This is a genomic window from Pseudidiomarina planktonica (assembly GCF_900177775.1).
In the GTDB taxonomy this organism is placed as follows: domain Bacteria; phylum Pseudomonadota; class Gammaproteobacteria; order Enterobacterales; family Alteromonadaceae; genus Pseudidiomarina; species Pseudidiomarina planktonica.
This window is the reverse complement of sequence record NZ_FXWH01000001.1, coordinates 1058159-1078517: the sequence shown is the minus strand read 5'-3', so window position 1 is coordinate 1078517 and position 20359 is coordinate 1058159. Positions and strand designations below refer to the sequence as shown.

At 48.8% G+C, this 20359-nt stretch carries 23 protein-coding genes; 9 read left to right on the top strand and 14 right to left on the bottom strand.

The window, feature by feature from the left end; all coding sequences use genetic code 11:
• Window positions 1-6 precede the first annotated feature (6 nt).
• Window positions 7-831, top strand: a complete 825-nt coding sequence (gene dapD, locus CCE91_RS05085) for a 2,3,4,5-tetrahydropyridine-2,6-dicarboxylate N-succinyltransferase (protein WP_086434842.1) — start codon at window positions 7-9, stop codon at window positions 829-831.
• A 2-nt stretch (window positions 832-833) separates the two neighbouring features.
• On the opposite strand, the gene CCE91_RS05080 is transcribed toward dapD, so the two are convergent.
• Window positions 834-1175, bottom strand: coding sequence for a YqcC family protein (locus CCE91_RS05080; protein WP_086434141.1), 342 nt, complete (start codon window positions 1173-1175; stop codon window positions 834-836).
• Between the two features lie 126 nt (window positions 1176-1301).
• On the opposite strand from CCE91_RS05080, the gene CCE91_RS05075 reads away from it, so the two are divergent.
• Together CCE91_RS05075 and CCE91_RS05070 are read left to right on the top strand one after the other, a co-directional pair.
• Complete coding sequence (locus tag CCE91_RS05075) at window positions 1302-2342, top strand: DUF3549 family protein (protein WP_157984131.1); 1041 nt, start codon at window positions 1302-1304, stop codon at window positions 2340-2342.
• A complete protein-coding gene (locus CCE91_RS05070) occupies window positions 2339-2656 on the top strand; it encodes a DUF3301 domain-containing protein (protein ID WP_198677980.1) in 318 nt (105 codons plus the stop codon). The genes CCE91_RS05075 and CCE91_RS05070 overlap by 4 nt, the downstream gene beginning before the upstream one ends.
• On the opposite strand, the gene CCE91_RS05065 is transcribed toward CCE91_RS05070, so the two are convergent.
• The 4 genes from CCE91_RS05065 to syd form a co-directional block, all read right to left on the bottom strand.
• Window positions 2653-2991, bottom strand: coding sequence for a DUF962 domain-containing protein (locus CCE91_RS05065; RefSeq protein ID WP_086434139.1), 339 nt, complete (start codon window positions 2989-2991; stop codon window positions 2653-2655). The genes CCE91_RS05070 and CCE91_RS05065 overlap by 4 nt on opposite strands.
• A gap of 9 nt (window positions 2992-3000) precedes the next feature.
• Complete coding sequence (locus tag CCE91_RS05060; protein ID WP_086434138.1) at window positions 3001-3666, bottom strand: GNAT family N-acetyltransferase; 666 nt, start codon at window positions 3664-3666, stop codon at window positions 3001-3003.
• Between the two features lie 119 nt (window positions 3667-3785).
• On the bottom strand, window positions 3786-4178 hold the full coding sequence (locus tag CCE91_RS05055; RefSeq protein WP_198677981.1) for a DUF3192 domain-containing protein: 393 nt from the start codon (window positions 4176-4178) through the stop codon (window positions 3786-3788).
• Between the two features lie 202 nt (window positions 4179-4380).
• A complete protein-coding gene (gene syd, locus CCE91_RS05050) occupies window positions 4381-4944 on the bottom strand; it encodes a SecY-interacting protein (RefSeq protein WP_086434137.1) in 564 nt (187 codons plus the stop codon).
• Window positions 4945-5049: 105 nt separating this feature from the next.
• Between syd and queF the strand changes: the two genes are divergently transcribed.
• Window positions 5050-5883, top strand: a complete 834-nt coding sequence (gene queF, locus CCE91_RS05045; protein ID WP_086434136.1) for an NADPH-dependent 7-cyano-7-deazaguanine reductase QueF — start codon at window positions 5050-5052, stop codon at window positions 5881-5883.
• A 3-nt stretch (window positions 5884-5886) separates the two neighbouring features.
• On the opposite strand, the gene CCE91_RS05040 is transcribed toward queF, so the two are convergent.
• Entirely contained in the window at window positions 5887-7698 is a 1812-nt protein-coding gene (locus tag CCE91_RS05040; RefSeq protein WP_234996261.1) for a M61 family metallopeptidase, read from the bottom strand.
• A gap of 282 nt (window positions 7699-7980) precedes the next feature.
• Here CCE91_RS05040 and CCE91_RS05035 point away from each other — a divergent pair, with 282 nt between their 5' ends.
• From CCE91_RS05035 to CCE91_RS05015, 5 genes are all read left to right on the top strand, one after another.
• Complete coding sequence (locus CCE91_RS05035; RefSeq protein ID WP_086434135.1) at window positions 7981-9576, top strand: GGDEF domain-containing protein; 1596 nt, start codon at window positions 7981-7983, stop codon at window positions 9574-9576.
• 40 nt (window positions 9577-9616) lie between these two features.
• Window positions 9617-10972, top strand: a complete 1356-nt coding sequence (gene ppnN, locus CCE91_RS05030) for a nucleotide 5'-monophosphate nucleosidase PpnN (protein WP_086434134.1) — start codon at window positions 9617-9619, stop codon at window positions 10970-10972.
• 40 nt (window positions 10973-11012) lie between these two features.
• The gene (locus CCE91_RS05025) at window positions 11013-11387 is read left to right on the top strand and encodes a DUF3192 domain-containing protein (RefSeq protein WP_086434133.1); all 375 of its coding nucleotides are present in this window, start codon (window positions 11013-11015) and stop codon (window positions 11385-11387) included.
• Between the two features lie 7 nt (window positions 11388-11394).
• Entirely contained in the window at window positions 11395-12822 is a 1428-nt protein-coding gene (locus CCE91_RS05020) for a hypothetical protein (RefSeq protein WP_086434132.1), read from the top strand.
• A 179-nt stretch (window positions 12823-13001) separates the two neighbouring features.
• Window positions 13002-14006, top strand: coding sequence for an isocitrate dehydrogenase (locus CCE91_RS05015; protein WP_086434131.1), 1005 nt, complete (start codon window positions 13002-13004; stop codon window positions 14004-14006).
• 33 nt (window positions 14007-14039) lie between these two features.
• Here the strand turns inward: CCE91_RS05015 and rlmM are convergent, their stop codons facing one another.
• Genes rlmM through CCE91_RS04975 form a run of 8 tightly spaced genes read right to left on the bottom strand, consistent with a single transcriptional unit; the run spans window position 14040 to window position 20359 of the window.
• Window positions 14040-15116 carry a 23S rRNA (cytidine(2498)-2'-O)-methyltransferase RlmM gene (gene rlmM, locus CCE91_RS05010; RefSeq protein WP_198678007.1) on the bottom strand — a complete coding sequence of 359 codons (1077 nt, stop codon included), beginning with the start codon at window positions 15114-15116 and terminating at the stop codon, window positions 14040-14042.
• A 6-nt stretch (window positions 15117-15122) separates the two neighbouring features.
• Window positions 15123-15503, bottom strand: a complete 381-nt coding sequence (locus CCE91_RS05005; protein WP_086434129.1) for a DUF423 domain-containing protein — start codon at window positions 15501-15503, stop codon at window positions 15123-15125.
• Window positions 15504-15520: 17 nt separating this feature from the next.
• Window positions 15521-16165, bottom strand: coding sequence for an alpha/beta fold hydrolase (locus CCE91_RS05000; protein ID WP_086434128.1), 645 nt, complete (start codon window positions 16163-16165; stop codon window positions 15521-15523).
• Window positions 16162-17067 carry a transcriptional regulator GcvA gene (locus CCE91_RS04995; RefSeq protein ID WP_198678008.1) on the bottom strand — a complete coding sequence of 302 codons (906 nt, stop codon included), beginning with the start codon at window positions 17065-17067 and terminating at the stop codon, window positions 16162-16164. Before CCE91_RS04995 ends, CCE91_RS05000 begins: the two co-directional genes overlap by 4 nt.
• A complete protein-coding gene (locus CCE91_RS04990; RefSeq protein ID WP_086434126.1) occupies window positions 17064-17510 on the bottom strand; it encodes a hypothetical protein in 447 nt (148 codons plus the stop codon). The genes CCE91_RS04995 and CCE91_RS04990 overlap by 4 nt, the downstream gene beginning before the upstream one ends.
• Before the next feature lie 11 nt (window positions 17511-17521).
• Entirely contained in the window at window positions 17522-18286 is a 765-nt protein-coding gene (locus tag CCE91_RS04985) for an SDR family oxidoreductase (protein ID WP_086434125.1), read from the bottom strand.
• Window positions 18287-18307: 21 nt separating this feature from the next.
• A complete protein-coding gene (gene mmsB, locus CCE91_RS04980; RefSeq protein WP_086434124.1) occupies window positions 18308-19198 on the bottom strand; it encodes a 3-hydroxyisobutyrate dehydrogenase in 891 nt (296 codons plus the stop codon).
• Between the two features lie 33 nt (window positions 19199-19231).
• Complete coding sequence (locus CCE91_RS04975; RefSeq protein WP_086434123.1) at window positions 19232-20359, bottom strand: enoyl-CoA hydratase/isomerase family protein; 1128 nt, start codon at window positions 20357-20359, stop codon at window positions 19232-19234.

Genomic DNA, 20359 nt, shown 5'->3' with positions numbered 1-20359 from the left:
GCAATTATGGACTCTTTGAAAACTATTATCGGCGAAGCCTTTGAGCAACGCGCTGAACTCACCCCAAAATCAGTTTCGGCCGACTTGCGTAACGCCGTTATGGAAGTGATTAACCTAATTGACAAAGGTGAACTCCGTGTAGCTGAAAAAATCGCCGGTGAATGGGTTGTTCATCAATGGTTGAAGAAAGCCGTATTGCTGTCGTTCCGGTTACACGACAACCATTTAATGCATGGTGGCGAAACGCGCTTTTTTGACAAAGTTGACAGTAAATTCGCCGGTTACGATGATGCCCGTTTTCGTGCCGAAGGCATGCGTGTAGTTCCGCCAGCTATGGTTCGCAAAGGCGCTTACATTGGCCGTAATGTGGTACTAATGCCGTCTTACGTCAACATCGGTGCTTTCGTAGATGAAGGCACTATGGTGGACACATGGGCCACGGTTGGCTCTTGTGCACAAATAGGTAAGAACGTGCACCTGTCCGGCGGCGTTGGCATTGGCGGCGTGTTGGAACCACTGCAGGCAAACCCAACCATTATTGAAGACAACTGCTTTATTGGCGCGCGTTCGGAAATTGTTGAAGGTGTGATTGTGGAAGAAGGCGCCGTTATTTCAATGGGTGTTTATATTGGCCAAAGCACCCGCATTTATGACCGTGAAAGTGGCAAAGTTCTGTATGGGCGTGTTCCTGCCGGCTCAGTTGTAGTACCAGGCTCATTACCAGCGAAAGACGGTACCCATAGCCTATATGCTGCCATTATCGTGAAACGCGTGAATGCCCAAACTCGCGAAAAAGTAGGCATTAACGCGCTCCTGCGCGGTGCCGAGTAAGCTTAGTTGTCGGTAGCGGCCAACGGGTCGCTGCCGCTTAACAGAATATCCAGCTCGCGTAATGTCTCTACCAGTTGTTCATATTGTTCCAGCTTCGCACTGTACACTTGCGCGGCCATGGGGCTTACGCCGATATTCTTTGGCAGTGGTCGTTGACCTTCTACTAACGCATGCATGCGCGGTAGAAAAATAAACTGCAGCCACTGATGAAACGCCAGAGTGTCCACCGCAAAGGGTTGCTGGCTAGCCAGTCGTTCAGGCTCTGGATAATGCTCTTGCCAAAGTTCATGATGTTTCAGTTCAGCTTCAATTCGAAGTAACAGTCGATAAGTCCGTTGTTGCACGTATCACCTTTAGTTTGTAAAGCAGGGTTAAACAGAAAATTCAGGTCGAATCGAAACCCGACAGAGCCTATAATGGCGCTCATCTTTCCCGATTCAAGTAGCGAATGCAAGTTAGGAACCACCGCCATGATGATTTCTCTGACGGAGTTATTGCAACGAAGCAGCGCCAACTACCTTATTTACGACTTAGGCCGTCGCCTGAGTGCAATAAGTCAGCAGCAGTTTGCCGATATTGAAGCACAAAAACAGCCCTACCCGTTTCCGCTTCAGCAGCACGCTTGTTTTGCCATTGCCTTTTGGCAGGAAGCCGACCAGCCCTTTATCTGGTTTTTAAAGTTTCCTGTAGATGAACGTGGCCTGCTCGATTTAAGCACGCGCGACCAATTCTGCCACAACGTGATTACCCTGCTGGGCAATCAAATAACCGAGGCGCTGTCTGATGAACAACAGCAGCAACTGCAGAACGCACCGGGTTTATTCACTCCGGGTGATGACAAGCGTGCGGCATTTAACGCCCGGTTGAAACTAGACTTAGCCCAACCACCATCGATTTATTTTGAAAGCGCACAATCCTATTTACGGCAACCTGAGCCATTGGACTCCTGGCAGCAGCTAGGGCTACAAGGTATTCACGATGTGGTGGCTCGTTTGCGGCAGGATGAAGCAACCTGCATGGCTATTACCAACAACCTGCAAAACTATCCGGCCGAGTTGTGGCAACCTTTGGCTATTGCCATGGAGCATCAGGATCTACCAGCTTCGCTGTACCATTACCTGGCAGCTGAACTGGACCAACAGGTTAGCAACCCAAGCGATGATGTGACGCCCCGCCTGCATGCGCTTCGCGCGCTTGCCGGTAACCACACCCCAGCCTTTGGTGAGCAACTAGAAAACTGGCTAAAGAGCTACCAGCAGCATCCACTGACCGATGATGAGTTTATTATTATTGCTGGTCGACTGTATCAACAACTGCATGATCATCAGTTGGTAATGGTGTTCTTTGAAGCACTGGCGGAACACAACAATCAGGCACTGTTGGTTGGCTTGTTTACGGATCTGGTAAGGTTGCCATTGTTGCGACCACAACTATTAATGATGCTGCAAAGCAGCGACCTGGCTAAGCCTTTGTTTAAGGCCCTGCAACAGCTGAAAGGGAATCGTTCATGATACTGGGTGATGTGGTGCTGCTACTACTTCTGCTTGGCTGCGCGGCGCTGTTCTGGCAATGGCGTCGTCAGGCCGAATTAGCCGGTGTGTTTGCAAAACGTTACTGCCAGCAGCATCAATTACAATTACTGGAAATTCATCGCGCCAGTGGCAAACTCTCATGGCGCCGAAGCGCGCCGGGATGGTCGGCGCGGTTTATTTTTGACTTCAGTAGTGACGGCGAATCACGCTATCAGGGCGAACTTTGGATGTTTAATACCTATTTGCAGAACGTTGAAGTTCCACCCTATCGGCTGCCCGAAGCTAGCGCTTAATCGCTGGTGTTCGGTTGCTTGGGAAACTCCCGCTTCTTGCCGGTAAGCAAATAAACCCAGGCATCTTTATACATTACCCAGTCGCCCATCAGGCTGTACCAAGGATGTTTAAAGGTGGCCGGCCGGTTGTGCTCAAACGCAAAGTGACCTAGCCAGGCAAAACCATAGCCAATTACCGGCACTAACAGCAGCGCCCACCAGCTTTGCGTAAACAGCACATAAGCCAGTACTAACAACACTAGAGAACTACCAATGTAGTGCATGATGCGGCAGGTTTTATCAGCGTGCTCAGCTAAGTAATACGGGTAGAATTCTTTGAAACTATTAAATGTCATGCAAACACCTCATGATAAATCGGCTACGGCTTCAGTTTTTGAGCAAAATAATAATTTACCCGGCACGCCTTCCACTTCCAGCTTTTTCACAACAGTGAATTGGTGCTGCTGAAACAGCGGTAAATAAAAATCGCGAGTAACATACACACCTACCCCGGCAGAATCCTGATGTTCAACCACCAGAGTATTTACCGCACGGATTAATAAGTCACCCAGGCCTTGCTGTTGGTAGCGTGGTGCCACCGCAATAAATGCCAGCATGTGATAGTTTTCGTGTGGAATGGCTTCCTGAATCAGTTGCTCTTTTGCCAGCAGTTGACGCGTACTAACATAGCCAGCGGTTAGCAGCATTTTTAAACGCCAATGCCAGTAACGCCCAGGACCAAAATTTTTTCCCGGTTCACTAACGCAGGCCACGCCTTTTAATGTATCGCCATCGAACAGCCCGATAATGGGTTGACCAGCTTCCCAAAACGCATTCAGCTCTTCCCGAATAGCTGCCCGCAGACGCTTTTCGTAATCAGGTTTATTGCCCTGAAACAACGACATAAACACTTCGTCGTCGTGATACGACTGATACAGCAACGAGGCTGCCAGTTTAAGGTCTTCAGCCACCAGATAAGTTACCTGAGTATTGGTAGCCTGAGCTGATACTTCTGCCGCTGCCGTTGTCATTGCTACTTCCTTCTGAGCCATAAAAAAACGAAATCCCATTAACCCTCAAGTTAACGGAATTTCGTTGCAAAGGAAAGTAGCCGCATGAACCAAACTGGCCGGGGCTAACTTAAGTTAGCTTAGTTCAATGAAGACAGCGCCAATTGGCCCGTGCCTATTAGCTGACCATCTTTAAATACCAACGGTGTGCACTCGTCGCGCGTAGTTTCGCCATCGCTTTTAACGCGATGAGTGCGATAGTACAACACTTGATACAAGGCATCGTCTTTCTTCAGGGAGTCACTAAAATCGGCAACGCCAAGTTTGGTTCGCACTGATTCAATAGTGGTATCAGCTTCTAACCCGGCAATAGCGGCCCGGTTGTCTCGCTCCAGTTCCTGCCAGTCGCGCTGGCTATAGCCGTCTTTGCTATCCCAGTCATGATCACCTTCGGTGACTATCACACAACCGCTCATAGCGAGCACTACGGGAACTACCAGAGCAGCCATTAATTTTTGTTTTGAATTGGTCATTACGACTCCTTGCTTGACTCAAAATGAAGCACCAGTATTGGCGCCTGTTAATTAATAAATAGGTGTCTATTCACAAATTACTTCCACCAGAATCACAGCAAGAGTCAGGCCATAGTTTTAACTTGTTGTATTTAAACAACTTTAATTAAATCAGGTTTGTTTAAGGTAAGCGTTTTCACTAACAGTTAGGCAATTTCACCGCCTAAGTTAGTGAAGTTGGCGACACGCCATTTAAGAAATCGGCTAAATTATCAGCAAGTTGCTCATGCTGCGGCTTACCTACCCACTCCAGACCAATGGCACCAGTACTGTTATCCATAGTCACTAATAAATCGTCTGCTTCATCGGCTAACCCCAAAAACAACGTGGGCGGCTGCTTTAACCGACGCTTCATTAAAATATGACCAGCCATATTCACCTGCAGCTGCTCGGCATCTTCGGGCCCCATCACCTGCAACAATAGCAACGGATGTTGCTGCCAGGTTACTAGTAAATCTGCCGCAAACCAGCGTTGATAATAAACCGCAAAATCTGGGTGGAACGGCTGTTCCAGGGCGTTTTCTAAATCATGAAAGGCGTGCGGTTGAGCTTGCCGAACCGGTTGCCACACCACTTCATCATCACTATGTGCTGCTACCACAATGGGGCATTCCCAATCCGGTACAACCGGAGCCAGTAACGGCTGTTGGTGTTCCTGATAATAGCGTTCATAGCGCTCGATCAGATTGTCTATTGCGGTGGTGGCGGCCTGGTTGGTTGCGGTCATGAAAACATCCGTAAGTAAGTGAGTTACAATGCCGGTGGTGCTGGCGAATTAAACGCGTAAAGCCTACAATAAGCACTCATTTTGGCTAGTTTAACACAGGCTCGCATGCATTCGACCGACGACTTAAACCACTTGCAACTGGGGCAAACCACCACCTACCCCACCACCTTTGATCCAAGTTTATTACTGGCAGTACCACGGGCTCTTAATCGTGATCCTATCGGCATCGCTGCTAACGAACTGCCCTTTCACGGCACTGACTACTGGAATGCGTATGAGCTTTCCTGGTTAAACAGTAATGGCTTACCACAAGTGGCTGTAGCCGAGTTCAGTGTTCCGGTTACCAGTCCAAATCTGATTGAGTCGAAAAGCTTTAAGCTGTACTTGAATAGTTTGAACGAGCAACGCTGGCCAAACTGGCAGCAGGTGGAACAACAGCTGGGGCAGGACTTGTCGGCCTGTGCCGGCGCGCCGGTTAGCGTGCAGTTGCATGCCTTGCAAAGCAATCAGGCACCGCAGTTTGGTTTACTGCAGGGACATTGTATTGATGATCAGGATATCAGCATTGACTGTTACGACTACAATCCGGATTTATTGCAGCTGAATCCACAGGCCGCGGTGGTTCGCGAACAACTATATAGCCATTTATTGAAGTCGAACTGTTTAATTACCAATCAACCTGACTGGGGCTCGGTGTACATAAACTACGAAGGGCCGCAGCTTAATACCGAAAGCTTGCTGCGTTACTTAGTGTCATTTCGTCGTCATAACGAATTTCACGAGCAGTGTGTAGAGCGTATTTTTATGGACTTACGCCGGGTTGGCATCAGTAAACTAACGGTTTATGCGCGCTACACCAGACGCGGTGGCCTGGATATTAATCCATTTCGCTCGAACTTCGAGCAGCCACCGGCCCAGCAACGCCTGATCCGTCAATAAGTGTTACTTGGCATGGGGGTGGTCAAAGCCAAGCCATGCCTTAAACTGTGCCCGTTGAGCACGAGTAGGTTCAGCCATTGGTTTAATAACCATCTTATCTACCGGACGTGAGGCTAGCTCCAGGGTTTTAGTCGCTAGCTTGTCGCGACGGAAGTAACTTACAGTTACGGTTTCCTTATGCTGATGCTCATTCAGTTGCTCCTGCAAACGATCCGCAGTAACTCGCTGACCATCAATCGCAACCACGAAGTCACCTTCCGTGAAGCCGGCATCCCAAGCTGGGCTATGACGATCCACACGAGTTAACTGCACACCGCTTTCACTAGTTTTGGTACGCCAGCCAACCCAAGCTTCCTGCTTGTCGCGGGGTTCAATGGCTAAGCCTACTTGTTTCAGCAAAGCTGCCGCATCAACCTGATGCGGTTGTTCAACATGTTCCTGCCACCAGTTGTCCCAGTCCTGACCCGTTAGTTCCGCCAGAATGGTTTTTACGTCGGCACTGGTAAAGCCGGTTTCTGTAGCGTCAAACTTCTCGTACAGCGCATTATGCACATCGCGAAAGCTTACTTTGTTGTCAGTCGCCTGCAATAGTGCAAAGTCCAGTGCCATCGAAATAACCGCACCTTCGGAGTAAATATTTACCGAGGCATTGTGTGCCCGCGGCCCGCCTTCAGCAATCCAGTGATTGAACGACGCTTCAGCAACCGACATAGTGTCAGTGCCTGGTTTCTGTTCATGCGCGTCCAATCGTTGCGCCAGGTTGCCCAAGTATTCTTCTAGCTTCATCACCTCGGCTTTCAGCAGTAAATGATCCTGAAAATAGCTGGTAGAACCCTCAGCTATCCAAAGTAAATCGGTATAGTTTTCGTGCTGATACTCGTACGGAACTAACCCATCGGGACGATAGGCTTTTACATTCCAGGTGTGCACGAACTCATGTGACGCGGTAGACATAAACGACAGATAATCTTTACGCGACGCATAACTGAAGCGTGGCCGCTGAATAACGGTGGAATTCAAATGCTCAGTGGCGCCGCCAGCACCGTCGGTGGCATGAATCATAAACACATAACGTTCAAACGGGTAGCTGCTCCAGATATGGTCGCCCGTGCGTACCAATTTGCGTAAGTCAGCAACGGTTTGTTCTGCGTCGTAGTTGCCTTCACCCCAGAACACCACTTCGTAATCACGCCCCTGCTCAGTAAAGCTGTAAGCATCGTGAATACCGGTTTCAATAGGTGAATCCACCAGAATGTCCCAGTTGTCTGCCACAAAGGTATGGGCCGCAGTGCTATTCATACCGGACACGCTGCGCCAGTCAGCGGGAACCTTTAGCTCTACCTGAATCGGTTGCTGGCGCCACTGATCGGCGTACATAAACACGGCCGATGCATCCAAGTACGCGTGGGTGTCATCAATGTGACGGCTGCGACGACCAAGTTCGTTGGCGTAAACCTGATAGCTCACTTGAGTTGGCTGGTCGTCCTGCAACCGGATTCGCCACGTGCTTTTATCTATTTTACTGGCTTCAAGGGCAGCGCCTGAAGCACTTTTTGCTTCAAAATGACGCACGGCTTTAGGCAGATTCAGAATGTTATAAAGCCCGGTTCGCCATACCGGCATTTGAATATCAAGATAAGGTTCGTTAGTGCCCGGGAACTCAATTTCAACCTGACCCAGATGATGCTCATTCTGTGTTAAATCAATGTAGTAACTGACACCGTTAGTAACACTTTTTACCGCGGCCTGAGCCGGTAAAAACAGCATTATGGTCACTACAGCGATTAAAAATCGGTTTATATTCAGTCCAGTCATATTCAGGTGTCCGCCTAAAAGTTTGTATGAGATCAAAGTGTTAATGTTATTTTATGCGCTACTATACCATATTGAAAGGTTACTCATGACTACCGCATTCAGATGTAAAGATTGTGGGGCTTCATTACGCTAAACAACACATAGTCTAAGCACCCTCAATAAGGTAGAATATGCATCTAATTGAGCTTTTTTTCGTCACTTGAACGTACCAAGCATTAACCGGCGTTGACTCTTAAACCACAATCCGTTAATTCTGATGTATCTGGATAGATAGGAAATTCTGTGAACAACAGTCGAACAGCAACCGAGCAGCTAGATAAACTTGGGAAACGACTTCAAGAAGTTATTGAGTCGCGTAAAACGCTCGAGAATCATTACGAGCGTGACGTTACGACTCTGTCCCACTTTATTAGTCGGCTTAGTGCTGCCTGTCGTGGTATGGACGACGAGCTTGATCACCGTTTAAATAAACTGCGAGCTGAACTTCAAAAGAAGCCGGATATCGAGTTAGTTACCCCACTGTTTGATGAAATCAGCCTGTTGCTTCAACAACAAGGCTTTAAGTTGCAGCAGCAATTACGCTCAACTCAGGAAGGCGTTCTCAGTGCGGGTACATCCTTACAAAAATTGAAAGGGCTGACCAAAGAGCAGCGCGATGAACTACGTGCTCTGGTTAGCGGTGCCGATGGCCCGAGCGCATCCCTAAATAAATACTTACCGCTACTGCTGCAACTGTTGGGCTTATATGAACGAGTAGTTCAGACTGGCAATGCCGCGAAAAACAGTGCCGGTGAAGCTATTACAGCTAAGACAACTAGTGGCAACACTGCAGACCTTGACGAAACCCGTGAAGAACTTATTAATTTATTAAGTGTGGTAGATTTTAACGGTACCGCGGCCAATGCCATTCAGGCGGTTCGGCAACAGCTGATTACGGGCTGTACCCAGCGCGAGTTACTGAACTACTGCATGCAGATTATCCGGCTGATTGTAAAAAGCATCAGCGAAGAGCGTAAATCTGCCCAAAGCTTTTTGGCCGAACTGAACGACGCGCTCGGCTCGGTTCATAAAGTAATATCAGAATCTTTAACAGAAAATAACTCTGCCAACTTAGCAAAAAATAAGGTCACTGCCAGTTTGCAGCAAAGTGTGTCGAAGCTTTCTATGTCTGTAGAAAAAGCCTCTCACATTGATCAACTGAAAACCGAAGTAAAACATCATGTTGGCGAAATTTTGCTGGCTATTGAAAAACGCCAGAAAATGGATACCGACGAGCATCTTAAGCTAGAGACCAACTTAAAAGAGTTACAGAGTCGGCTGCACGAGATGGAAAAAGAAGCGGCGAGTTATAAGAAAAAGCTGGCCGAGCAGAAGTTTAAGAGTTTGCAAGACGCGCTTACCCGGTTACCAAACCGCACTGCGTTTGAAGAACGTCTTGAACTTGAATATAAGCGTTGGCAACGTTACGGCACTGAATTAACCATCGCCGTTGCCGACATAGATCATTTTAAGCGAATTAACGATAACTACGGCCATATTGCCGGTGATAAAACCTTACAAGTCATCGCAAATATGTTGCAAAAGGCATTACGGGATACTGACTTTGTGTGTCGGTTTGGCGGCGAAGAATTCGTCATCATTTTTCCACAAACAACCCTAAGCCAGGTTCAGGAACCATTAGAAATAGCACGTAAGAAAATAAAACAAATTCCATTTAAGTTCCGCAATGAAGATATCAGCATTTCGATTTCGATTGGCGCGGCAGGTTTCACACAAAAAAGTGATACCACCTTAAGTGTGTTTGAACGTGCAGATCGCGCACTTTACAAAGCAAAAGAACAAGGGCGTGACGTAGTGGTACTGGATGAGCAACGCTAGATAGTTACCGCTGATTTGCTTTCAAGGAGAGAAAACACGAATGCGAACAGCTATTTATCCGCAAGGAAGTATGTCCTTGCTATCACAACTTGAAATTGAACGGTTACAGTCATCCAGCGATGAAGAACTCTACAAATTATTCCGCAACTGTTGCCTGGCGGTTCTAAACGCAGGCAGTAAAACCGACAGTAGTGCCGAAATCTACGACCGTTTTAAAGACTTCGAAGTAAACCTGATCCGCCGCGAACGTGGCGTCAAACTTGAACTGATTAATCCGCCTGAAGAAGCCTTCGTTGATGGTCATCTGATTGCCGGTATGCAGGAACTGGTAGAAGCCGTTCTGCGCGACATCCTGTTTACTGGTGAACGTTATTCCCGGCAAATGCTCGAGCAGGCAGATACCGACACGCTAACTCACGTTGTATTTGATATTCTGCGAAATGCCCGCACCATTAAACCTTCAACTGAACCCAATATGGTGGTTTGTTGGGGTGGTCACTCGATTAACGATATTGAATACCAGTACACCAAAGACGTGGGCTATCAAATTGGTTTGCGTACCATGAATATATGCACTGGTTGTGGTCCCGGAGCCATGAAAGGCCCCATGAAAGGCGCCACCATAGGCCATGCCAAGCAACGCTTTAAAGATGGCCGTTACCTTGGCCTGACAGAGCCGGGTATTATTGCCGCCGAGCCACCCAATCCGATTGTTAATGAACTGGTTATTCTGCCGGACATTGAGAAACGTCTGGAAGCTTTTGTGCGAGTTGCACATGGTATCGTGATTTTCCCGGGCGGTGCGGGTACCGCTGAAGAGTTACTCTATTTGCTCGGTATTTTAATGCACCCGAAAAATGCCCAGCAGAAATTCCCGGTGGTGTTAACCGGACCTGCCTCCAGCAAAGCTTATTTTGAAGCTTTAGATGCCTTCATTGGCGACGTGCTGGGCGAGCAAGCTCGTGAGCTATATACCATTATTGTGGCCGACCCAGAAGAAGTAGCCCGTTATATGAAAGCCGGTGCACAACAGGTGAAAACCTACCGTGAACAGGCTGGCGATGCCTACCACTTTAACTGGTCGTTATATATCGACGATGATTTCCAGCGTCCGTTTGCGCCAACTCATGAGAACGTTGCGAATCTGAATTTGCATCGTGATCAGGAGCCTGCCAAACTTGCCGCTGATATGCGCCGCGCATTCTCCGCTATTGTGGCGGGTAATGTGAAAGATGAAGGAATGCGAAATATTCGCCAGCACGGGCCATTCAGCATTCATGGTGAGAAAGACATCATGAAAAAACTCGACCAGTTATTGAAAGCTTTTGTTGAGCAAGGCCGCATGAAGTTACCTGGCTCTGTTTATCATCCTTGTTATAAAGTGATCACTGATTAATTTCGCCAGACAATAAAAACGCCACGGAGCACAGCGAGCCATGAATACCAAAGTTATTAAGATTATTGCAGTTGGATTTTTGGTATACGTTGGCTTTGCGGCGGTTATATTGCATTTCTATCAGGCTGATCCCGAGAGTATGAACTGGCAGGAACGGGAAACCTTTAACCAAAAACAAATCGGCACTTTGAACCTGGGCGTTACCAAAGACGAAGTGATTCGGTTACTGGGCTCACCTGATATTAGCGAAGCTAAACAAATCGATGGTGGTGAAGTGCAAGTTTTGTTTTACCGCACCCATCACGTGAAATCCGATGGCATTACCACGCGTGACGAATGTACCCCCTTGTTATTTAAAGATGACAAGCTAACGGCCTGGGGCGCTGACGCCTACAGCGACTATCAGTCGTATTAGTAGTGTTGTGTCCAGCAACTGGCAACAACAACTAGCCGCCACGCTAGCCCAACCCAAAGCAGCTGAGGTATGGCAGCTCATGCACGAGCTACGTGACCACCTGCTGCATACGCCCACAAGCTGGTATGCCTGCGTTCAGCAAGCACTAACGAACTCCTCGACCGACTCGGCCAAAGCTTTTATTGCGGTGCTACAAGTATTGCGTTTAAGCCTGGTGCTGCGTTTTCAACCCAGCACTCAGTTAAGTTTAATGGCTGCCTGCGCCACCCAATTTGTAGCCATCAAAACACCAACCAACAGTGTGTGGCGCGAGTTACGCAAACAACTTCGAAATCCGGTGCGCGAACAAGCTGAATTAACCCGGCTAGCTGCATTTGCCCTGCACTGCAGCACCCAGCTTTGTAACGGCCAGAGCGAGCGCAACAGTTGGCAGCAATGGTTGCTGAAATACCCCTATGGGGCAAGCTGGAGCTGGTGTGCTCAGATCATTGAGCAAAGCTCTGCAACTATTCAGGCTGAGGCGGAACTCATTCCAGCTTCCTCAACACCTTGGTATGGCCAGCCGTTAACTAGCGCTGACAATGCCGATGACGAAGCTCTACTGCAACAACAGCAGAACTTTATGGCGCCACTGCTGGCCAACTACCGGCGTAGTTTGAAGCTGCAGGCTCCACGCAAGTTACTGCAAGCTTTACGCGACTACGGTGCCGGTAATGGCCAGTTAACCCCATTAGTGAATGCCATTAGCAAACGTCCGGGGCTAGTCAGCGCCGTGCAAACCGAAGCGTCACGGGATAAGCCTCATGCGGCTGCCATGGGCCTTAAGCAGAGCTTGCTGTGGTTAGGTCCGAAGCGCGTTGCACCTATTGTTGCTAATACACTTTTGCACGAGCAACTCACCAATTATCATGGCCCCTATCATCATCAACTGCTCAGTTATAATCAGCTATTTCAGCAGCTACTACGCATATTTCTGGCCAGCACAGCAACCGCACCACTTAAAATACCCGTGCCGTTATTCTGTATGGTGTGGAACGCGGGCCTGTTCCGCCACACCAAAGATTTCGCCCACCTGCGGTTAAGCGTACCTGACACTATTCCCGGCTGGCATTCTTGCCATTGGTTCCAACCCGCCAACAACGCGGCAAGCTACCGCCAACTGGGTGAACAAATAGTCAGCCGTTGGCAATTGCCACCTGATGCTATTTCGCAAGTGAATACTGAACATATCAACAACAGTATTAGCGCTGCCGTGGTACTGGCAAGTGCTGGGGTATGGGCCTGTTTTGCACCCCACAGCGAACCATTACCAGCCGCCAAAGAATGTTTCCAAAATGCACTTAAGATTATGAATATGAAAGAAAAATCATGGCAAGCAAGAGTACAAATAGAAATCACCAAGCAATCAGCACAGTGTTGCTGGCCGCGCTTCTAAGCCACTGTTATCAGGCGGTTTAGCGCCAATACCCGGGCTTACCGAAACTGGCAAAAATACCCCTTCACTGCTAAAATTCGCGCGTTCTGTAGTGCTTTTGCAGCACCGCCCTAATTACCCTGTTGCGGGTAATATGACTATCCCTTAATTGTGACGCAAAGCTAGATAAGGTAACCCTCATGACAAAAACTATTACCGTGATTCCAGGCGATGGCATCGGCCCGGACATTATTGATTCTGCAATTAAGATTCTTGATAAAGCAGGATGTGATTTTAACTATGAATTTGTCGAGGCAGGCCTTACCGCGCTTGAGAAAACAGGTGAATTGTTACCAGAGGCAACGCTTGCAGCAATTAAGAATAACGCGGTTACCTTGAAAGGCCCATTAACCACCCCGGTTGGTGAAGGTTTTACCTCTATTAACGTGAGCTTGCGCAAGCAATTCAATTTGTATGCGAACCTACGCCCGGTGAAATCGTTTAAAGGCACCAAAGCACGCTATGACGACATTGATATTATTACCGTGCGGGAAAACACCGAAGGTATGTACTCAGGCTTAGGTCAGGTGACCTCGGCTGATGGGAACGAAGCTGAAGCTATGAGTAAGGTGACTCGAACCGGCGCTGAGCGTATTGTGCGCTTTGCTTACGAAACCGCTCGTCGTGAAGGTCGCAAAAAAGTAACGGCAGTGCACAAAGCAAACATTTTGAAATCTACCTCAGGCCTGTTCCTGAAAGTAGCGCGCGAAATCGCCAAAGAGTATCCGGAAATTGAATCCGATGAGATGATCGTTGATGCGGTATGCATGAAGCTGGTCATGAATCCTGAACAGTTTGATGTGATTGTAACCACCAATTTGTTCGGTGATATTTTGTCAGATTTATGTGCCGGTTTAGTGGGTGGTTTGGGCATGGCTCCGGGCGCCAACATTGGCGAAGATTGCGCCATTTTTGAAGCTGTACACGGCTCCGCTCCTGATATTGCAGGTCAGAATCTGGCCAACCCAAGCTCGGTTATTTTAGCTTCCATTCAAATGCTGGAATATTTAGAGATGGGCGATAAAGCGAAAAAGATTCGGGCGGCCTTAGCGGACGTTATTGCCTCTGGCGACCGCACCACCCGTGATTTAGGTGGCAGCCACGGCACGACCGACTTCACTCAGGCTGTGATTGACCGTTTATAAGAAGTAACTATCGCGTTGGTTGTAGCCGAGCGGCTACAACCAACGAATATGAACGGTAATTTCTTCACGGTCATGGTAAAGCTGCTTGGCCTGCAACTCAAAACGACCATGCCCATGTTCAGTAAGCTGTTCAGTCATTTGAGTTAAGTATTCCTGCACCAGCGCATAGCGCTTTTTCATAGGTAGCTTCAGGTTAAAAATGGCTTCCTTGCAGTACTCTTCCAACAACCACTGAGTCATTAACTCGCCTACCCGTGCTGGTTTCTCAACCATGTCGCACACCAACCAGTGAATATTTTTCTTCTTCGGACGGAATTTAAAGCCGTCTTCCCGAATGTGTTTAACCTGACCGGTCTCCATCAGGCTTTCAGCCATAGGTCCGTTGTCTACCGCTTGCACCATCATGCCGCGTTGCACCAATTGGAACGTCCAACCGCCGGGTGCTGCACCAATATCGACCGCATTTAAGCCCGACTGCAAGCGCTCTTCGCGCTCGTAAACAGGTACAAACACCTGAAAGGCCTCGTCCAGCTTCAAGGTAGAACGGCTAGGCGCTCCTGCCGGCATACGTAAGCGTGGAATGCCCATCAACCAGGGTGACTGGTTGTAGCTATAGGAATAACCCAGCAGCACGCTCTGACCGGACAGGAAAAAGGCATGTAAGGTTGGCCGGCGGTCGCTCTCGCGCTCAGTTAGCCAACCGGCTTTGCGCAGCCCCTGGCGCAATGGCACCGTAAACTTACGACAAAACTTGGATAGCTCTTTGCCGTCGTTGGTGTCTGGTGTTTCAATGCGCAGATCACCCAGCGGCTTAATTTCCGACGGGCTTTCCAGCAGCGCCATAGCTATAGCGCTCACTCGATCGGTTGGAGCCAGCTCGGTTAGTTCTGCTAAAATCACCACAAATTGACGGCAAAACACTAAATCCTTCAGCGCAAGTTTGCGGCCTAAATGATCGGCTTCTTCGGCCTGACAGCGATAAATCACATACCCCTGATTGGCTTGCGTTTGGCAGTATCCGAAAACACCAAGTGCCCCACTTTTGTCCTGCAGCTCGGCTGCACAATCGCCCTCAAAACCGGGCCGACAATAGGCTAAAAGTCCGTTCATCATTGCTTAATGCTCCTGAAATTTTACGATGGCGGCAATCGCCAGGCTCAGCCAACCGGCCATTAAACACAAGCCACCAAGCGGAGTTATAGGGCCAAACCAAGACTGCCCGGTAAGAGCAAGCAAATACAGGCTACCGCTGAACAGAATCATTCCCGCTACAAACAGCCAACCGCTAACAAGTAACCATCGGCTTGGCATCTGAATCAGTAATAAAGCCACCATGAATAATGCCAGGGTGTGATAAAACTGATATTGAATACCAGTTTGCATGGCGTTAAATAACGGCTCTGCCAACTTGCTACGCAAGGCGTGCGAAGCTGCAGCGCCCAGCACCACAGCCGTTAAGCCGAACAATGCTGCAATAATAATAAATAGATAACTCACGGCCTAACTCCTAATGCTTAACGCTGCGCAGCAGCACTGTTGTCGGCAATAAATGCAGCTATCGCATCAACCGCCTGCTGCCAAACATCAGCCGTAGCTAAACCACTGCGTTTAGTCGGCTGTAGGCTGTGGTCGGCAAAAGCTAACCACTGCACTCGTAGATTATTGGGTAACTCATACCCGGCAACTTCGTCCGGTCGCCCCATGCTGTCACGCTCACCTTGTAGCACCAAGTTTTGTGGGCAGTCGTTGGTGAGCTCATGCACGCGCAGCTTGTCTGGCTTGCCGTTCGGATGAAATGGAAAACCTAAGGCAATGGCGCCCAGCGCTCCCACCCTGTCAGCAATTTGGAAGGCAACCCGGGATCCCATCGACTTGCCTATAACAAACAACGGCTTATTATCGGTAAATTGCTCACACACGGTGATCATGGCATGTTGTAGCGCAGGTTGCCGATCCGGTGGCCGACGGCGTCCGGTATCAACAAATTTTTGCCAGTAGGGAAAATTAAAACGCACCACTTCGATATCATGCACGGCCAGAGCCAGCGCGACGTATTGCATGAAATCACTTTGCAGACCGGCGCCAGCGCCGTGGGCGAAAACCACTCGGGTTGCGCCGGCGGGATTATCTATCTGAACCGCAACGCGGGTATCGGTCACAACGAAAAATCGTCCTCTTCTTCTTCCACAATCGACAACAGCCAATTTCTGAAGGTCGCAATTTTACCTATTTCCGCCTGAGAGTCACGACAAACCAGATAAAAAGATTTATCGCGCGGCAGTGCTTCGGGGAAAACTCGAATTAAGTGACCGGAATCAATTTCCGGTTTCACCAGTACATTATTTGCCAGCGCAATGCCCTGCCCGTGTACTGCCGCTTTTAACGCGAGGTTAGAATGACTAAATACCGGCCCATTATCGCCTTTGTCTTTATCTATACCAACCAGCTTAAACCAGTCTTTCCAGGCGTTGCGCGTTTCATCATGCAGCAAGGTGTGGTTCAATAAATCACGTGGTTCACGCAGCGGCTTATTGCCGTTTAACAACAAAGGTGAACAAACTGGCAGTAGATATTCTTTGTGTAATTTGTATGCGGTAAGCCCTGCCCAATGGCCGGAGCCGTAGTAAATAGCAACATCTACATCGTCGGTCAGTGAACTGTCCACTTCGTCTACCGCTCGAATGCGTACATCAATTTCAGGATAAGCTTCACGGAAGCGACTCAAGCGCGGCACAAACCATAAAATAGCAAAGCTTGGCGGCAGTGATATCGTCAGTGAACCCACTTCAGTAGACTGCTTCAGGCGCGACGTGGCCTGCACTATATCGTCAAATATCTCTTTCAGATCGAGAAAGTAACTTTGCCCTTCGGCAGTAAGCAGCAAGGAACGGTTGCGACGCACAAACAGTTTGGCGGCCAGGTATTCTTCCAGTGCTTTCACCTGATGGCTAACTGCTGCTTGCGTAACAAACAGTTCTTCGGCCGCCTTGGTGAAGCTTAAATGCCGGGCAGCGGCTTCAAAAGCCTTCAAGGCATTAAGCGGCGGTAGCTTACGCATTATTTCCCCAGAGCTTTAGCGAAGCGATCTAAAGCGTCGATATATTTTTCGCGCGGAAGGGCCTCTGCCATTACGGTTAGAAAATGCTTTAAGTTACTCATTAAAGAGGAGATAAAAATGCGCTGGCCGGACTCAGTGACCACCACAAACGAGGCCCACAGATTGTTATAATCAATGCGCTCAACCTGTTGCCAGTCAATGCGTTGCACCCGGTGAAAACTCTTCCGCACCACCAGATGGGAGGCATTAATGCCAATGCGAGTGCGGAATACTTCTAAACTCAACCACGCTACCAAAGTAGCCAGCACCATCACCAATAAACTAAAAATAAACCAACTGGTAAAATTATCCGGTGGTGCCAGCACCGCCGCAAATAAAATTGCGGCCAACGTGACCCAGGCACATACCGGAACCAATTTGATCATGCCGTGATAGCGTAGTTGCATGTTTTGTTGCCTTATAAACGAACCCCACCGTCAATTTCGACGACACGTCCGCTGAAGAAATCATTTTCAATAATATAGCGCGCCGAGTGCGCAATTTCATCTGGTTGGCCCCAACGACGTAATGGCACCATTCCTAACGCACGCTCAACCGCTTCTGGTTTCATTTGTGCGGTCATTGGCGTTTCAATAAAGCCAGGTGCAATGGCACCACAACGAATACCAAACCGGCCAAGTTCACGCGCCCAGGTTACTGTCATAGCAACCACACCAGCTTTGGTCGCCGCATAGTTAGTCTGACCCATATTGCCCGCACGCGCCACACTTGAAATGTTAATAATGACGCCTTTTTTGCCAGCCTTCGCCATTTGCGCTGCGGCTTCACGGCCACACAGGAAAGTACCGGTCAGGTTTACATCAATCACGGACTGGAATTGTTGCAGTGGCATTTTGTGCGTGATTTCACCGTCTTTGTACTTAATCAACATGCCGTCGCGTAAAATGCCGGCATTGTTAATTAACACGTCGATACCAGTGAACTCGTCATTAATTTTCGCAAATACTTCTTCAACCGCTGCTTCATCAGTAATGTTGATGTTGTAGCCACGGCTGTCGGCCGCACCTAACTTTTTACACTCAGCTACCGCGTCCTGCAGCATGTCGTCATTCATATCAATGAGTGCCAGTTGCGCACCCTGGCGGGCGAAGTCTTCCGCCATAGCGCGGCCTAAGCCTTGGGCGCCGCCAGTAATTACAATAGTACTGTTTTTAACTTGCATGGTATGAATCCTGTTTCGGTATTATTTTTTTGGCTGCAAAAGTTTGAAAATGCTGGAAAAGTCTTCTCTTCCGTGACCCATTTGCGACCAGCTCTGATAAAGATTATGGGTTAATGAACCCATCGGGGTGGTAGCACCGCTAGCCAGCGCTGTTTTCTGCGCCAGGCCTAAATCTTTACTCATCAGGTCAACCAAAAAGCCACCCTGATAGTCGTTACTTGACGGCACATTATCCATCACACCGGGGCATGGATTATATACTTCTAAAGTCCAGTTACGACCTGAGCTTTGCAGCATGATTTCGGATAATACTTTCGGGTCCAGACCATTGGCCTGACCTAATTGCAGCGCTTCTGCGGTGCCAGCCATTAACACCGACAACAACATGTTATTGCAAATTTTGGCAATTTGTCCGGCACCAATGTCGCCAGCCCGAAACACGTTCTTACCCATGTCATTTAACACGTGGCCAGCGTGTTCAACATCGCCGTCAGAGCCACCGCAAATGAAGGTAAGGGTGCCCGCTTTAGCACCAGCAACGCCGCCAGAAACCGGTGCATCGATAAAGCGAATGCCTAACTTACTTAGCTGGGCACCCACATCAACCGCGGTATCACTGGAAATAGTGCTACAATCAATGGCCAGAGTCGTTTTGGCCAAACTCTTAGCAATGCCCTGCTCACCAAAGTACACGTTCTGAACGTGCTTGTCGGCTGGCAGCATGGTGATAACAAAATCAGCGCCTTTCACCGCACCAAGCGGGTTATCAGCACGCCGGCAGCCAGCTTCTTCAGCAGCTACTAAGGCCGGTTCTGCCAAGTCAAACACCTGCACCTGGTGACCGGCTTTAACCAAATTGGCAGCCATAGGGCCACCCATATTTCCTAATCCAATAAATGCAACCTGAGCCATCTGTATTACTCCTGTTGTTCTGTTATTGCTGTTCTATTGTTGTTCTAGCTGACGTAACGGATGCGTATCCGCTGACCAGGGCGAGGTAAAGAAACCATCCAGCTCTTCACTGGTTACGGCTGCAACGCTTTCGTGTTGCCACTTAGGTTGCTTGTCTTTATCAATTAACAGCGCCCGAATTCCCTCGGCAAAATCACCACGCACTGCACAGTTGGTAGACAGTGTTAGTTCCAGTCGGAAGCAATCAGCCAGGCTTAAGTCGGCACCATGTTGAATCTGATTCCAGACAATATGAGAGGTAATAGGACAACCATTCGCCAGGTTAGCCCGTGCCTTGCTCAGCCACTTATCGTCGTTACTGTCAGCAACGATGCGCTCAACGATATCAGCAATGTTGTCACCACGGGTGAGGTCAGCAATATGCTTGCGATTGCTTTCCACCTGGCCGGCCGGACGCTGGGTATTATCAGCTGAAGCCAGTTCAGTAAGCGCGTCGGTCACTTTCTTTTTATTCAACGATTGGGTGTCACCCCACTCAATGTCTTGCAAGCGACTTAGCGCCGCTTCCTTATGCTCGCTACCAATAAAGTTATCGGCTAGCTGCAGGAACAGAGCGTCGCTGGCATTCATAGTGGCGCCGGTAATGCCTAGGAATAAACCACAGCGATCAGGCATGTTATTCAGAAAATAAGTGGCGCCTACATCGGGGTACAAACCAATGGTAACTTCCGGCATAGCTAACAGCGAGCGTTCAGTCACAATGCGGTGACTGGCGCCATTCATTAAGCCCATGCCGCCGCCCATAACAATGCCGTGGCCCCAAACTACGAAGGGTTTCGGAAAGGTCTGAATCAGGTAATCCAGTTGATACTCCTGGCCGAAGAAATCGGCCACTTCATCAACCAACACGCCCGGCTTTTTCACCATGGCTTTGTACATAGCAACGATGTCGCCACCAGCACAAAAGGCTTTTTCACCAGCACCCTGTAGCCATACACAAGCCACAGAGTCGTCGTCGCGCCAGGCTTTCAGCTTAGGTAATAACAACTGAATCATATCCAGGCTCAGCGCGTTTAACGATTTTTCTGAATTCAGCGTAGCAATACCAATGACTTTGCCATTGGCAGCAGATCGTTCCTCAAATAACACAACGTCCGACAT

Coding starts and splice junctions, on each gene's coding strand:
- dapD (WP_086434842.1), top strand. CDS start 7: ATGGACTCTTTGAAAACTATTATCGGCGAAGCCTTTGAGCAACGCGCT.
- CCE91_RS05075 (WP_157984131.1), top strand. CDS start 1,302: ATGATGATTTCTCTGACGGAGTTATTGCAACGAAGCAGCGCCAACTAC.
- CCE91_RS05070 (WP_198677980.1), top strand. CDS start 2,339: ATGATACTGGGTGATGTGGTGCTGCTACTACTTCTGCTTGGCTGCGCG.
- CCE91_RS05065 (WP_086434139.1), bottom strand. CDS start 2,991: ATGACATTTAATAGTTTCAAAGAATTCTACCCGTATTACTTAGCTGAG.
- CCE91_RS05060 (WP_086434138.1), bottom strand. CDS start 3,666: ATGACAACGGCAGCGGCAGAAGTATCAGCTCAGGCTACCAATACTCAG.
- CCE91_RS05055 (WP_198677981.1), bottom strand. CDS start 4,178: ATGACCAATTCAAAACAAAAATTAATGGCTGCTCTGGTAGTTCCCGTA.
- syd (WP_086434137.1), bottom strand. CDS start 4,944: ATGACCGCAACCAACCAGGCCGCCACCACCGCAATAGACAATCTGATC.
- queF (WP_086434136.1), top strand. CDS start 5,050: ATGCATTCGACCGACGACTTAAACCACTTGCAACTGGGGCAAACCACC.
- CCE91_RS05040 (WP_234996261.1), bottom strand. CDS start 7,698: ATGACTGGACTGAATATAAACCGATTTTTAATCGCTGTAGTGACCATA.
- ppnN (WP_086434134.1), top strand. CDS start 9,617: ATGCGAACAGCTATTTATCCGCAAGGAAGTATGTCCTTGCTATCACAA.
- CCE91_RS05025 (WP_086434133.1), top strand. CDS start 11,013: ATGAATACCAAAGTTATTAAGATTATTGCAGTTGGATTTTTGGTATAC.
- CCE91_RS05015 (WP_086434131.1), top strand. CDS start 13,002: ATGACAAAAACTATTACCGTGATTCCAGGCGATGGCATCGGCCCGGAC.
- rlmM (WP_198678007.1), bottom strand. CDS start 15,116: ATGAACGGACTTTTAGCCTATTGTCGGCCCGGTTTTGAGGGCGATTGT.
- CCE91_RS04990 (WP_086434126.1), bottom strand. CDS start 17,510: ATGCAACTACGCTATCACGGCATGATCAAATTGGTTCCGGTATGTGCC.
- CCE91_RS04985 (WP_086434125.1), bottom strand. CDS start 18,286: ATGCAAGTTAAAAACAGTACTATTGTAATTACTGGCGGCGCCCAAGGC.
- mmsB (WP_086434124.1), bottom strand. CDS start 19,198: ATGGCTCAGGTTGCATTTATTGGATTAGGAAATATGGGTGGCCCTATG.
- CCE91_RS04975 (WP_086434123.1), bottom strand. CDS start 20,359: ATGTCGGACGTTGTGTTATTTGAGGAACGATCTGCTGCCAATGGCAAA.